This is a genomic window from Rouxiella sp. S1S-2, from assembly GCF_009208105.1.
In the GTDB taxonomy this organism is placed as follows: domain Bacteria; phylum Pseudomonadota; class Gammaproteobacteria; order Enterobacterales; family Enterobacteriaceae; genus Rouxiella.
In genome coordinates this window covers 2,733,483-2,747,160 of the sequence record NZ_WFKL01000001.1, presented here as the reverse complement: position 1 = coordinate 2,747,160, position 13,678 = coordinate 2,733,483, and the positions used below count along the sequence as shown (strand labels likewise).

General features: G+C 49.7%; 10 protein-coding genes and 1 pseudogene. 6 read left to right on the top strand and 5 right to left on the bottom strand.

Features of this window, described 5'->3' with window-relative positions; genetic code table 11:
• Positions 1 to 90 precede the first annotated feature (90 nt).
• Both GA565_RS12855 and GA565_RS12850 read left to right on the top strand, forming a co-directional pair.
• Entirely contained in the window at positions 91 to 423 is a 333-nt protein-coding gene (locus GA565_RS12855; RefSeq protein ID WP_152198770.1) for a hypothetical protein, read from the top strand.
• A 39-nt stretch (positions 424 to 462) separates the two neighbouring features.
• The gene (locus GA565_RS12850) at positions 463 to 1,029 is read left to right on the top strand and encodes a glycine zipper family protein (RefSeq protein WP_152198769.1); all 567 of its coding nucleotides are present in this window, start codon (positions 463 to 465) and stop codon (positions 1,027 to 1,029) included.
• 93 nt (positions 1,030 to 1,122) lie between these two features.
• Here GA565_RS12850 and GA565_RS12845 read toward each other — a convergent pair whose 3' ends face one another.
• Positions 1,123 to 3,000 carry a potassium transporter Kup gene (locus GA565_RS12845; RefSeq protein ID WP_152198768.1) on the bottom strand — a complete coding sequence of 626 codons (1,878 nt, stop codon included), beginning with the start codon at positions 2,998 to 3,000 and terminating at the stop codon, positions 1,123 to 1,125.
• Positions 3,001 to 3,237: 237 nt separating this feature from the next.
• Here GA565_RS12845 and GA565_RS12840 point away from each other — a divergent pair, with 237 nt between their 5' ends.
• Together GA565_RS12840 and GA565_RS12835 are read left to right on the top strand one after the other, a co-directional pair.
• Positions 3,238 to 4,974 carry an ABC transporter permease subunit gene (locus GA565_RS12840; RefSeq protein ID WP_152198767.1) on the top strand — a complete coding sequence of 579 codons (1,737 nt, stop codon included), beginning with the start codon at positions 3,238 to 3,240 and terminating at the stop codon, positions 4,972 to 4,974.
• Positions 4,975 to 4,986: 12 nt separating this feature from the next.
• Complete coding sequence (locus GA565_RS12835; RefSeq protein WP_055772205.1) at positions 4,987 to 6,324, top strand: AAA-associated domain-containing protein; 1,338 nt, start codon at positions 4,987 to 4,989, stop codon at positions 6,322 to 6,324.
• Between the two features lie 83 nt (positions 6,325 to 6,407).
• On the opposite strand, the gene GA565_RS12830 is transcribed toward GA565_RS12835, so the two are convergent.
• Together GA565_RS12830 and GA565_RS12825 are read right to left on the bottom strand one after the other, a co-directional pair.
• Positions 6,408 to 7,784 carry a hypothetical protein gene (locus tag GA565_RS12830; RefSeq protein WP_152198766.1) on the bottom strand — a complete coding sequence of 459 codons (1,377 nt, stop codon included), beginning with the start codon at positions 7,782 to 7,784 and terminating at the stop codon, positions 6,408 to 6,410.
• Between the two features lie 196 nt (positions 7,785 to 7,980).
• Positions 7,981 to 9,762: a sigma-54-dependent Fis family transcriptional regulator gene (locus GA565_RS12825; RefSeq protein WP_152198765.1), complete on the bottom strand. Its 1,782-nt coding sequence runs from the start codon at positions 9,760 to 9,762 to the stop codon at positions 7,981 to 7,983.
• A 292-nt stretch (positions 9,763 to 10,054) separates the two neighbouring features.
• On the opposite strand from GA565_RS12825, the gene GA565_RS12820 reads away from it, so the two are divergent.
• Complete coding sequence (locus GA565_RS12820) at positions 10,055 to 11,575, top strand: aldehyde dehydrogenase family protein (protein ID WP_152198764.1); 1,521 nt, start codon at positions 10,055 to 10,057, stop codon at positions 11,573 to 11,575.
• A 38-nt stretch (positions 11,576 to 11,613) separates the two neighbouring features.
• Positions 11,614 to 11,739: pseudogene (locus GA565_RS12815) on the top strand (zinc-dependent alcohol dehydrogenase); the annotation flags it as partial.
• A 41-nt stretch (positions 11,740 to 11,780) separates the two neighbouring features.
• On the opposite strand, the gene GA565_RS12810 reads toward GA565_RS12815, so the two are convergent.
• Both GA565_RS12810 and GA565_RS12805 read right to left on the bottom strand, forming a co-directional pair.
• Positions 11,781 to 12,665, bottom strand: a complete 885-nt coding sequence (locus GA565_RS12810; RefSeq protein ID WP_226950962.1) for a helix-turn-helix domain-containing protein — start codon at positions 12,663 to 12,665, stop codon at positions 11,781 to 11,783.
• A 122-nt stretch (positions 12,666 to 12,787) separates the two neighbouring features.
• Entirely contained in the window at positions 12,788 to 13,648 is an 861-nt protein-coding gene (locus GA565_RS12805; RefSeq protein WP_152198763.1) for an aldo/keto reductase family oxidoreductase, read from the bottom strand.
• Positions 13,649 to 13,678: the final 30 nt, after the last annotated feature.

Genomic DNA, 13,678 nt, shown 5'->3' with positions numbered 1-13,678 from the left:
CGAATGTTTTACCACACCCTCCCTAACAGTCCGCGGCCTCCGGCGTATAGTAGATTCAGTCAATCTTGTCTCTGCATTCGAAGGTCTGTGATGAAAAAACTCATGTTATTTGGCGTTTGTGCCAGCTTGTTAATGGGCTTGGGGGTAAGTCAGTCTGCCTTTGCCTGGGGCTATTACCACCGAGGTTGGGGCGGCCCGAGGGTGGTGGTCGGTGTCGGTCCTTACTGGGGACCGGATCCTTACTATTGGGGACCGCCGCGCTACGTCGGCCCACCACCGGTAGTTTATGTTACCCCTCCGGCACCTAGGGTCTATGTAGAGAAACCGACGCCAGTCGTCTCATACTACTGCCGCAGTCCAGAGGGGTATTATCCTCAGGTTCCGCGCTGCCCGTCAGGTTGGTTGAAAGTGGCACCGCACTAATAAACCGTGTGAAATTTGCTGCAATCGAGGTCATGTAAGATGAAATTTTATGCGTGCGCACCTGCTGCCGTTGCTCTGAGTACCTTACTTCTCGCGGGATGTGTGAGTCCGCCAACCGGTCCTGACGTTACGGCACTTCCGGGAACCGGTAAAAGCTATGAGCAGTTCACCAACGATGATGCAAGCTGTCAAATCTATGCCAGAAACAATTTGGGGGGCGCTTCTCAGCGGGCCAACGATAGCGCGGTGAATACTGCCGTAGGAGGCACGCTTATTGGTGCCGCCGGTGGCGCACTGTTGGGCGCCGCGTCGGGTCATGCGGGGCCGGGAGCATTAATAGGTGCGGGGTCGGGTCTGTTGATTGGCAGTGCGATGGGTAACGGTTCATCAATGCAAAGTAATGATGACATACAGCGGCGTTATAACAGCGTCTATGTTCAGTGCATGTATGCCAAAGGTAACAAAGTGCCGATGCCTGCGGGATATGTAGCGCCTACGACCTTTGAAGAGGTGCCGCCAGACTACAATGAACAGGGCGGTACGAATGTCCCCCCCGATTACACGCCATCACATGAATCTGGCATGCCACCGGACTACACGCCTTAAACTGTTCCGCAATGGCAACAATAACGCTTCAGTAAGTAGATAACCCAGGAGTCAGGCGTCGCATTACGGTCGCCCGTCTCTGGGTTTTTTTCATTAAATGGCCACCTGTCGGCTTATCTCAACCACACGATCACTGGGTAAATGATAATGGTCGGTAACGTGCACGCTGTTACGCACCATCATCGAAAAGATAAGTCGCTGCCAAACAGGTAAACGTCCTTGACCTTCGCGTTTGACAATTGTTTCGTGTCCGACATAAAAGGTCATATTTTCATTATCCAGTCCCAGCTTTTGGATCCCCTGATAAGCAAACAGGTTTGAGATGTCAGGCTGTTCGATAAAGCCGTAGTGCGCGATGATGTGCCAGAAATTGGGCGCGATCTCGCGGATTTCAAGCCGGTCTCCCGAGGCAACGCGGGGAATATTATTGATATGAATATTGAGCGTCACGACCTGCTCGTGCAGAGAACCATTTCGCGTAACGTGCCACCTCATCACCGTTGGCGTGCCTGTTGAACGGGTGAGGAACACGGCGGTACCGGGTACACGAGGGATTTTGTTACGCTCAATCTCGGCCATGTAGTCGTTTATTGGCACGGTTTTCTCATGAATAATTCGCGATGCGGTTTCCACACCGCGGTGCCAAACGGTCATTACCGCATAAATCACCAGCGCCAGGAGGATAGGGATATAACCACCCTCAAGTATCTTGACCATATTGGCTATCAGGAAACTCATATCGACCACCATAAATATTCCGGCGGCCAGGAGACTGGCGGGGAGCCCCCAGCGCCATATTTCCCGCATCGAAACAAATAGCAATCCAGTTGTCATCACCATGGTGAATGAAACAGCGATGCCGTAGGCGGCGGCTAATCGATCGGAAGACTCAAAAGTCACGGTAAGAAACAGTGTCGCAATCATCAGCAGCCAGTTAATAACACCGATATAAATTTGCCCATAACTCTCGGCCGACGTCTGCTTGATTCGCAGTCGCGGTAACCATCCCAGCTGAATCGCCTGTCTTGTCATTGAAAACGCGCCGCTGATAATCGCCTGACTGGCGATAATGGTGGCCACGGTAGCTAAAATGACCAGCGGAATGAGCAGGGGCGTCGGGCAGAGTCGATAGAAAATATTCTGCGTCACGTCGGCGCCTGAGAGTATTAACGCGGCCTGACCGGCATAGTTGAGCAACAGGCTAGGAAAGGCTAACCCGAACCAGGCAATCCAGATTGGGCGGCGGCCGAAGTGGCCCATATCGGCATACAGTGCTTCCGCACCGGTTACGCAGAGAAAGACGCCCCCTAACACCAGAAAACTACTGAATCCGTGTGAGAATAAAAAATGAATGCCATAGACTGGGTTAAGCGCCAACAACACCGCAGGATGCTGAACAATGCCCCAAATCCCCAGCGCGCCAATAACGATAAACCACAGCGTCATAATCGGGCCAAATAGCTTGCCAATGCGTCCAGTGCCGATGGATTGAAAACCAAAGAGTATGACTAAAATGACCACCGTGGCCGGAACGATATAGGGTTTGGATTCGGGCAGGATCATGTTCATGCCTTCCAACGCAGAAAGCACAGATATAGCGGGAGTGATGGCACCATCACCGTAAATCAAGGCTGCGCCAAACAGTCCGGCAAAAATAACCCACGGACGGCGTTTTTTCTTATCGACAAGCAGGGACATCAAGGCCAGTATTCCGCCTTCGCCGCTGTTGTCCATTTTCATGGCGAACAGTGCGTACTTTATTGAGGTCACGATGACCAGTGTCCAAAAAATGAGCGACAGGAGTCCAAGTATCACCCCTGGCGTAGGACTGTCACCCGATAAAAAAAGAACAGTTTTCAGGGTATACAGCGGGCTGGTCCCTATATCGCCAAATACTACGCCCAATGCACCCAAGGCCAACATTTTATTGCTGGCGGGAGCCTGCTCTTGCGTTACGTTGTCACTGGACATTGTTCATACCTCAAAAGGTTCCATTTCAGGGAGTTAATGCTCCATCAGCCAGGCTTTTATCCCGATGTTAAAGCCACGGACAGCTATAATCAGAATAGTCACATATTTGTGAGACGATAAATTAAAACTCTTTTATCAAATTAGGGCGAACACCACGATGTAGTGAGCATACGTTTAATAAAACTATTGAATAATGGCGCCTATATTTATCACCCCGATGATTTCATGAGAGGGTTTATGAACTTTCGCTTTAATGTTAATGCCGCAAACTGGCGGCTCATGCCAAATCTTTGGGATGGCGTGGCTTTCCCTCTCATTATTGGCCTTATTGCAATGGCTGCGGTGGGCTTTCATCAAACGCTGATGCCAATAGCGAGCTTAAAAACGCAGGCTATTTCGCTAGACCCGTCTAATCTCCCCGAATATGCCCTGCGGACCACGCTGCGCATGCTGGTTGCGATGGTGGCGGCGCTGTTATTTACGCTGGTCTACGGTACATTGGCGGCGAAAAGCCGCCGCGCTGAAAAAGTGCTGGTTCCCATTCTCGACATTTTGCAGTCGGTGCCGGTGCTGGGATATATCTCTTTTACCGTAACCTTCTTTATTGCGCTGTTCCCGGGTCGGGTTCTGGGCGTTGAAATGGCAGCAATTTTCGCGCTTTTTACTAGTCAGGCATGGAATATGACCTTCAGTTTTTATCAGTCGATGCGCACCGTCCCGCGCGATTTGATTGAGGTCTCGCGCGGTTTCCATCTCACCGCCTGGCAGCGTTTCTGGAAGCTTGATGTTCCCTTTGCCGTACCTGGACTGATTTGGAACATGATGATGTCGATGTCGGGAGGGTGGTTCTTTATCGTCGCTTCCGAAGCCATTACCGTGGGAAATAATACCTTCACGCTTCCGGGCATCGGCGGCTATCTGGCTCAGGCGATTTTGAGCAAGAACATACACGCTGTGGGTTGGGTTCTGTTAACCATGACCGTGGTTATCCTGGCCTACGATCAGCTGCTTTTCAGGCCTTTGGTTGCCTGGGCCGACAAGTTCCGCATGGAGAATACCAGTTCGGCCAATGCACCGACCTCATGGCTGTTGAATCTGATGCGCCATACTCGATTGATTCATCAACTTTTAACGCCTTTTGGCGTACTGTTGTCGATGCTAGCCAGAATTCCGCTGCGTCTGCCGACCCTAAAGTCATCGCGACCCGCAGCGGAGGCCAAAAAAATGTCTCGTTTGGGGGACACGCTGTGGTCGGCATTCGTCATTTTGCTGACGGTTTACATTGCCTACCGGGTGATTGATTTTGTGCAAACCGGCGTAACCTTTGACGATGTCGGACACGTGCTGGTACTCGGGTTGATTACCCTGCTGCGGGTGAGCGTGCTAATCCTCATCTCTTCACTTATCTGGGTACCACTGGGGGTGATGATTGGTATGCGTCCTGGGCTGGCGGGAAAAGTGCAGCCTATTGCGCAATTCCTGGCGGCGTTCCCGGCCAACTTATTGTTCCCGGCGTTCGTGATTACCATCGTCCACTTCCACCTTAATCCTGACATTTGGCTGTCGCCGCTCATCGTATTAGGCACACAGTGGTACATATTATTTAACGTAGTGGCGGGCACCACGGCGTTTCCCAACGACTACCGTGAAGCGGCGGCAAATTTCCACATTCGCGGCTGGCAGTGGTGGCGGCAGGTGATGCTGCCTGGCATTTTTCCCTACTACATTACCGGTGCCATCACGGCGTCGGGCGGGGCATGGAACGCCAGTATCGTTTCAGAGTTTGTGCAATGGGGCGACACCAAGGTTACGGCACACGGCTTGGGTGCCTATATCGCGCAAACGACGGCAGCCGGTGATTTTCCAAAAATCATTCTCGGCATTGCCGTTATGGCCCTGTTTGTCACGCTATTTAACCGCCTGCTGTGGCGACCCCTTTACGCTTATGCCGAATCAAGATTCCGTGCAGATTAAGGACAATGTCTTATGCAAGAACATCAAAAAACGTTTAACTCTGAGGCATCGTGCAAAAAGTCAGAAGGGCGCAAAGAGATTTTAGCCGTTAAAAACGTTAACCACGGTTTTGACAAGGCACACAGTGAAGTGCTTATCCTTGATGACGTGAATTTGACGCTGCATGAAGGCGAGATTGTTGGCCTGCTGGGGCGTTCCGGCTCGGGAAAATCCACTCTGCTGCGCATTATTTCAGGGTTGATTACGCCAGGTTCTGGCGACGTGGAGTATCTCGGTGAACCGTTAAAAGGGCCGGCAAAAGGCGTGGCGATGGTGTTTCAAACCTTTGCGCTTTTCCCTTGGTTAACCGTATTGCAAAACGTAGAGGCGGGGCTTGAAGCTTTGGGCGTGGCCGCGGCCCAACGGCGAACCCGCGCACTGGCTGCCATCGACCTTATCGGCCTCGATGGTTTTGAAAATGCCTATCCGCGGGAGCTGTCCGGCGGCATGCGCCAGCGCGTTGGTTTTGCCCGCGCCTTGGTGGTTGACCCTACATTGTTATTGATGGACGAACCGTTTTCCGCGCTGGATGTGCTAACCGCTGAAACGCTGCGCACCGACTTGCTTGACCTGTGGAATGACGGACAGATGCCTATTAAATCGGTGCTGATTGTGACGCACAATATTGAAGAAGCAGTATTCATGTGCGACAGAATATTGGTGCTTTCTTCAAATCCTGGCCGCGTGGTGGCGGAAATAAAAGTGCCATTCCCGCATCCGCGCAATCGCCTCGACCCAGTTTTCCGCCGCCTGGTTGATGATGTGTATGCAAAAATGACCGCACGTCCTGCCAGTGATACGCTTAAAAAAGACCTTAAGCTGGGTACACGTCTACCGCACGTTTCAACTAACCTGATTGCCGGTCTCACCGAAACGCTGGCGGGTGAACCCTACCACGGCAGAGCCGACATGCCGGATATCGCCCGTACGCTGCATCTTGAGGTGGATGACCTTTTCCCGATTGCCGAAGTTTTGCAGTTTCTGGGTTTTGCCGATGTTCGCGAAGGGGACATTTTCCTCACCGCGCAGGCGCGCATCTTTGCCGAGTCTGATACTCAACAGCGAAAAGTGATGTTTGCCGAACATTTGCTGCGCTATGTGCCGCTCGCGGCGTTGATTAAATCCGTGCTTGATGAACGGCCCGGTCACCGTGCGCCGCGTGTGCGTTTTGAACAGGAACTTGAAGACTTCTTATCGGACAGTGCGGCACAAGAAACGCTGGATACGGTAGTCAACTGGGGGCGTTACGCCGAAATATTCTCCTATAACGACCAGACGGAATATTTCAGCCTTGAGGACGTCGAGTTTTAATTAAGCCCGATCATCATAATGTGGGGCGAAATGTCCCCACATTATTCTGGCCTAACTAAAGCCGACTATTTAAATCATTGAAACTATTTTCTGGTAACCGTGACAAACGGTGTGTTACCCAATGGTTTTACATCGGCATGACTATTAACGCTTTCAGATAATCCTATGCGAAAGAATCCCCCATTAGGATGCCATTGCTTGATGATTTTTATTTTAAGATAGTGATTAAAACCCGCTGTTATTTTTTGGTAGCTTCCAAAATTTCCCCATCTGCCAGTATCAGGATCTTTAACCTGCGTGAAAATCCAGGTATCCCGATCAGCCAATCCAACAACCTTGACGTTAAACCCTTCTTCCGCTTCTTCCGGGGTCATTACACCTGGAGTCCGTTCAATTGATGACATGCCACCCAACAAAACATCCCCATTTTCTGGAGTATATTCGGTATGCATGTAGGATGCAGGCCCATCAATCTGATTATTAGTCTCTGCATGGCTGATCCCCAGAGACCATCTCTGATAAATTTTTTGCCATGTATAAGCCGGGGGTGACAGCATGTCAGGAGAAACATAGACATTGCCTTTATCTGGCATGGTGGCTGTTACCGGGATCTTTGCAACAACAGGGCTGATATCTGATTTTTTATCTCCCGTCATCAACATAACCCAACGCTCCGGTTTTTCCGGGCCACGATCCGATACATCATAATTAATATTCAGCCCCTCATTTGCTAATTTACGTCCTTCCTGAAAGTAGGTTGTGGTGGCCATATCGGGTAATGGACAGAGCTTATCTGGGGTGGCAGATGAAGAGTCAGTTGTTTCGCAACGGGCTTTCGGAACAACTCTCGCGAGATGGACATTTGCTGCAGCAACATTTTCGGGGCTTTCATTCCATGAGGGTTCTATAAAATGTGAGTTATCCTCGCAGTACTGGAGTTCTTTTTTTATATAATAACAAGCCTGCTTAATAAATTTACCTTTTATTCCGCCTGGAAAAGAAATCTCTGCTTCGCCTACGCCGGCTTGGCCACCCGATGATAATTGTTGATCAATCCCGCCTGGGGCGTAAATTTCATATATCCATCCTTCAGCTTTCGGTTCGGTCCAGTACAACGCTGCTATTGCAACCTTCTTATTTGTAGTGGTGCTCACAAAAATTGAGCGAAAAGAATCTGTTTTATGACAGCGCCAGTCGTGATCCTGTTCTGCTTCAATGTTTCCATTGGCAATACCTTTGGGGATGAGTCCGTTTTTAAAGGCATCTAATCCTTCATTCCTTGTATCACCTCGCCATAAAACATTACGGTCAGTTCTCCATACTAATTCCGGCTCTATTTCTGATGCGCGGGTGAAATTGAAATTATCATTACAGTCAGGATAGTTGCCCGTGTCCGAGGCATATGCTGCAGGTATTGACGACAACAGAACAGGTATGAGAAATAACGTCCTTTTTTGCATTTTTTAAATATCCATTTTAAAGTTTTTATATTTAAAATCTTTGTTTTAATCTTTTTTGAAATAATGTATTCCAGGATTATTTCAAAATGAAGTATATGATAACTTCGAAAATGGAATTTGTTTTATATCAATGCTATTGAATTAGTTGACGCCAGATAGGCTCGGAAAACATAGTATAGATTAATAACGTATTTATCTACCGTGCGCTACGTGCGGCACGACGATACAGCGTGCTGCGTGCGATACCCAACGCCTGCGCCGTTTTGCTGATATTTCCGTTAAATTTTTGAAGCGTTTTCGCGATCAATCGCTCATCGTGCTGGTGAAGTTCGGAAATCGGCTGAACGTCTTTAGGCTGATAATCAGCGGGAAGGGCGTTGCAGTCGAGACACGCATTATCGTCGGCAAGAGCAAGCAACACCTTGAGCAAACTGCGCAGTTGACGCACATTTCCTGGCCACGGATGTTTTGCCAGTATTTCAATTAAACCGGGTGTCAGACGAATGTCCCGTGCGGTGCCACCCAGCTCCTGCCAAAGCTGTAAAATGAAAGCAGGCAGCGCTGGCCAGTCACGCAGCGGCGGAATCGTCAATGAAAACTCCCGCAGGCGATAAAGCAAATCCTCTCTAAACTCGCCGTCGGCCACGCGTTGGGCAAGGTCCCGATGGGTGGCGCAAACTACCGCAAAATTGACCGGCCAGCTACGGCTTGAACCCAGCGGCGCGACCTCTTTCTCCTGCAACACGCGCAATAGACGCGTTTGTAACGACAGCGGCATATCGCCAATTTCATCCAGGAATAGCACGCCGCCGTCCGCCTCGCGAATTTTACCGATGTAGCCATTTTTACTGGCGCCGGTGAATGCGCCAGCCTGATAACCGAACAGCTCCGACTCAATCAGTGATTCAGGAATGGCCGCACAGTTGATGGCAATAAATTTGCCCTGACGCCAGCGACTTTGCTGATGCAGCGCTCGACTGACGTACTCTTTACCGCAGCCGGTTTCACCCAAAATGCACAGCGATATTCCGGCGTCGAGCAGCCGCACCATTTTCTTGGCGTCGTTGCGCAGGGCGCAGGTAAGATCCGGCGTGTTGACGGCAGCAGAGGGGAAGTGGTTTCTAGCCGGTGCACGTAGGCGAAAATAATAGGTCTGATAGCCACAGGTGACCAACATTTGCGGGACGTTATTTTCAACTTGTTCATTTTGTGGAAAGAGCTGCTGAAAAGTGATCAATCCAAAATTTTCGGCCCCGAGGCTTAACTCGCGCATGGCGCTGCGATTAGCCGCCATTAAAACGTTATCAGAAAATATCAGCAGTAACTCCTCAGCTTTATCAAGTCCTTGCACCTGTTGATGCAGGCTCATCAGCCACTGATCGCGGTGCAGGCTCTGCTTCATCCACAAATATTCGATATTTTTAGCCGCTTCTTTCACCCATGCCAGCGTATTTGGATGCGGAAACTGTGCCGGACCGGAAATATCCAGCACACCGGCAATTTGACCGTTCGGTGTTTGCAGTGGAATGGCGGCGCAGTAAAGGCCTTGATTGCTGGTTAAATAGTGCTGATTGCCAAAGATCTCGCAGCTGTCGTCGATAGCCAACGCGGTGCCAATGGCATTGGTGCCGCGGCCGCATTCACTCCATAAATTTCCGGGAGCAAGAGCAAAACGTTGGGCTTTTTGCAGTGCCTGCATGTCACCAAAGGTGTTGAGCACCAGTCCGCTGGCGTCAGAAAGAATAACCACCGACTGTTTGTCGGCGATTTTTTCGGCCAGCGTTTTTACCGCAGGTTGGGCGAACTGCTGTAATACCGCGTTATTGGCAAGCAGGTCGGCAAGTTCATCCTGACGGATGCGTGGAAAGTCATCGGCCATACGGTCGAGGCCATAAAGTTCACTACGAAACCAGGAGTCACTGAGTATCGGACTGGTCACGGTGGTGGAGATATCGGCGACTGACGAATTTCCCTGCATTGATAACCTCATGCCTGCATAGAGTGTTGCAATATTGTAGCTTCTTGGTTTTGAGGGTGTTGCGATTTGCAACACAGATAGAGAATTTTATTGAAATTCAGTCCATCACACCCAAATAGATGATCTTTATTCTATTGATAATTATAGCTTTACATTATGTTCTACCGCAGTTTTCAACTTGGCACGGCGACTGCAATAACAATAATGTAACCGCAAAACGGTGCGTGAACAGAAAGCTGTCGCGGTTGCTCATCTCTGTCAGAGATACCCTACACAAAATAAGGAGTTTGCGATGCGTTATGCACATCCCGGTACACCGAATGCACTGGTTTCGTTAAAGTCGACCTATGGCAACTATATCGGTGGCAAATTCGTCGAACCGCTAAGCGGTCAATACTTTATGAATACGTCACCCGTTGATGGCAGTGATATTGGACAGTTTCCGCGCTCCGACGCACGGGATATCAATGCCGCACTGGATGCCGCCCATTTGGCCGCAGAGGCATGGGGGAAAACCAGCGTTCAATATCGATCAAATTTGCTGCTGCAACTGGCCGACCGTATTGAAGCCAATCTTGAGTATCTCGCCGTAGCCGAAAGCTGGGACAACGGTAAACCGATTCGTGAAACGCTGAACGCCGACCTGCCGCTGGCGGTCGATCACTTCCGTTATTTTGCCGGTTGCCTGCGCGCTCAAGAAGGCAGTGCGGCTGAGATTGACGAAAAAACTGTGGCTTATCACTTCCATGAGCCTTTGGGCGTGGTGGGGCAAATTATTCCCTGGAACTTCCCCCTGTTGATGGCCGCGTGGAAGCTAGCGCCTGCGCTGGCAGCAGGTAACTGTGTGGTTTTAAAACCTGCAGAACAGACACCGTTTGGTATTACCCTGTTGCTCGAACTGGTGGGCGATCTCTTCCCGGCCGGCGTATTGAACGTGGTTCAGGGCTTTGGTAAAGAAGCCGGTGAAGCGCTGGCAACCAGCAAACGTATCGCTAAAATCGCCTTCACAGGATCTACCCCAGTGGGGCGTCACATCATGGCCTGTGCCGCGGAAAATATCATTCCCTGTACCGTTGAGCTGGGTGGTAAATCACCGAACATCTATTTTGCCGACGTTATGGATGCAGAACCTGAATTTGTCGAGAAAGCGGTTGAAGGACTGGTGCTCGGCTTCTTTAATCAGGGCGAGGTTTGCACCTGTCCGTCACGGGCACTTATTCATGAGTCAATCTACGCACCGTTTATGGAAAGGGTTATGGCAAAAGTGGCCACCATCCGCCGTGGCGATCCGCTCGATACCGACACCATGATTGGTGCTCAGGCTTCACGCCAGCAGTTCGACAAAATTCTGTCCTATATCGACATTGCAAAACAGGAAGGGGGTCAGATACTGACCGGCGGAAATCGCGCGAGTATCTCGGCCGAGCTGGACAACGGCTACTACATTCAGCCAACGCTCATCAAGGGCGACAATCTGATGCGTTGTTTCCAGGAAGAAATCTTTGGGCCGGTTATTGGCGTAACCACTTTTAAAGATGAGGCCGAGGCGCTGTCGATTGCCAACCAGACCCAGTTTGGACTGGGTGCGGGCGTGTGGACGCGCGACAGTAATCTGGCTTATCGAATGGGCCGCAGTATCAAAGCGGGCCGAGTCTGGACCAACTGTTATCACATTTACCCGGCGCATGCTGCATTTGGCGGCTACAAACAATCTGGCGTAGGCCGTGAAACGCATAAAATGGCGCTAAATCAATATCAGCAAACCAAAAATTTGCTCGTGAGTTACGACACGTCGCCATTAGGACTGTTCTAAACCGTTTCCTTTTAAGGAGTGAAAGATTAAAACAATGATTCGTCGGAAAACACAAAGTAGTGGCAACGATCGCCGTTGAGCCACTGAGTAACATCAACGATATTTTGACTCGTATGCATGCAGGTAAAGTTAAATGCCGCATTGTGGTTGATTTGGCGCTGTAAGCTTTTCATCAATAAGTTATGTCAAAGACCGGCCGTGCATTTTATTCTGTGCGGCCGGTGTTAATGCTTTCCAAAGGAATATAGTATTCACAGGTAATGCCATTAAGGCGAAGTTCTGGTGAAAATCTTTCCAAATCTGGCTGCATGATGAACTTCAGGTCTAACGACGGAAGCAGCGCAGAATAGACGTAGAGTATAAAATCATTAATACGGCTCAGATCGTGTGTGTAGTTTATCTTCATATATCTGCTTGCCGGCACCCTAATGTTATAACGATGTTTTAAGCTGACCTGTTGGGCCACGGTGTACTTAAACTGCAAGGCATTGGGCATGGTTTCTTCGCTATCAGGATAGATATCTGACAAGCCCCAAACTGTTTCAAACAGCGCTTCAGAATTCGTCAGATAGCGTGAAAGTTCTTGATGATGTACGTGATATTTACTGTTATACAAAGCATCAAAAGGGTAAATATACGTCTCTGTTTGACCGACAAAAGCCATCGCAGGTAACTCTACAAACTCATATTCAGGTTGCGGAAATTCCTTCAGCGCCAGTGGCGGGATAATCCCATTCATCGTCCACGATGCGTTACGACGATAGTTGCCCGGAGTTTCGGCAAAATTCTTTTTAAAGGTTCGGGTGAATGTTTGCTGGGAATCAAAGGAAAAGTAATCTGAAATCTCGAGTATTGTCATGTCGGTAAGGCGCAGTGCAATAGCCGCCATCGTCAAACGTCGGTCACGGATGTATTTTCCAAGTACATACCCCGTTTTACTTTTAAACAAACGCTGGAGATACCAGCGAGAGTAGCCGGTTTTTTTTGAGGCCTTTTCCATGGTCAAGCGATCACTTAAATTGGCTTCAATCCAATAAACCATTGCTTTTATGAGTTCGTCATGAAAATCTAACGTCGGTTCGTCCTGCAAATTAAGCTCCTGAATATGCTGCAAATAAACATTTTTTATCACTAACGGTCCCACTAAATGGCACGCACGTCGATGATAGCATCCCTGCTGTTGTTCTTATGGAGTTCAAACCCGTTTTTATTTTAAATTTTATTCAAAGATTCCAATACGTCTGCCGGTAATTCGAGTTTAACACTCTTAATATTTTGCTTAAGATGCTCAACGGACGAGGTTCCTGGGATAAGCAAAATGTTGGGGGAGCGTTTTAATAACCAGGCGAGGGCGACCTGCATCGGCGTGGCCTCACATACTGATGCAGCATGACTCAGTGCGTCCGTCTGCAGCGGCGAAAAACCGCCGAGCGGGAAAAATGGCACATAGGCAACTCCGTCAGCGGCAAGCGAATCAATCAACGCATCATCGTTGCGATGCGCAAGATTATACATATTTTGCACACACGCAATGCGGGCGATACTGCGGCCTTGTTCAACCTGACGCGCAGTGACATTGCTCAGACCAATATGACGAATTAACCCCTTCGCCTGCAAGCTTGCAAGCGCGGATAAAGGCTCTTCAATATCCCCTTCAGAAGGTGCACCTACATTAAACATGATGCGTAGATTTACCACATCCAGTACGTCGAGATTAAGATTGCGAAGGTTATCATGCACCGCAGACTCAAGCTCGGCAGGTGATGATGCGACGTTCCACGAACCGTCGCTGCCGCGGCGAGCACCGACTTTGGTAACAATGGTCAGCTCATCGGAATAGGGATGAAGCGCCTCGCGAATAATTTGATTAGTGACGTGCGGGCCATAAAAATCGCTGGTATCGATATGCGTAATCCCGCTCTCAACGGCGGCGCGAAGCACAGCAACTGCCGCATTGCGGTCTTTTGGGGGGCCAAAAACATGAGGGCCAGCCAGTTGCATTGCCCCATAGCCCATACGCGTCACCGCAGTGTCGCCAAGTTTAAAAGTACCCGCGTGCGTTGCTTTAGTCATTTATAAACCCCTTATGGAACATTGTTTACG

Excerpts from the sequence above, each read along its gene's own strand:
- GA565_RS12850 (WP_152198769.1), top strand. The coding sequence starts at position 463 with ATGAAATTTTATGCGTGCGCACCTGCTGCCGTTGCTCTGAGTACCTTA.
- GA565_RS12820 (WP_152198764.1), top strand. The coding sequence starts at position 10,055 with ATGCGTTATGCACATCCCGGTACACCGAATGCACTGGTTTCGTTAAAG.
- GA565_RS12840 (WP_152198767.1), top strand. The coding sequence starts at position 3,238 with ATGAACTTTCGCTTTAATGTTAATGCCGCAAACTGGCGGCTCATGCCA.
- GA565_RS12805 (WP_152198763.1), bottom strand. The coding sequence starts at position 13,648 with ATGACTAAAGCAACGCACGCGGGTACTTTTAAACTTGGCGACACTGCG.
- GA565_RS12845 (WP_152198768.1), bottom strand. The coding sequence starts at position 3,000 with ATGTCCAGTGACAACGTAACGCAAGAGCAGGCTCCCGCCAGCAATAAA.
- GA565_RS12855 (WP_152198770.1), top strand. The coding sequence starts at position 91 with ATGAAAAAACTCATGTTATTTGGCGTTTGTGCCAGCTTGTTAATGGGC.
- GA565_RS12835 (WP_055772205.1), top strand. The coding sequence starts at position 4,987 with ATGCAAGAACATCAAAAAACGTTTAACTCTGAGGCATCGTGCAAAAAG.
- GA565_RS12830 (WP_152198766.1), bottom strand. The coding sequence starts at position 7,784 with ATGCAAAAAAGGACGTTATTTCTCATACCTGTTCTGTTGTCGTCAATA.
- GA565_RS12825 (WP_152198765.1), bottom strand. The coding sequence starts at position 9,762 with ATGCAGGGAAATTCGTCAGTCGCCGATATCTCCACCACCGTGACCAGT.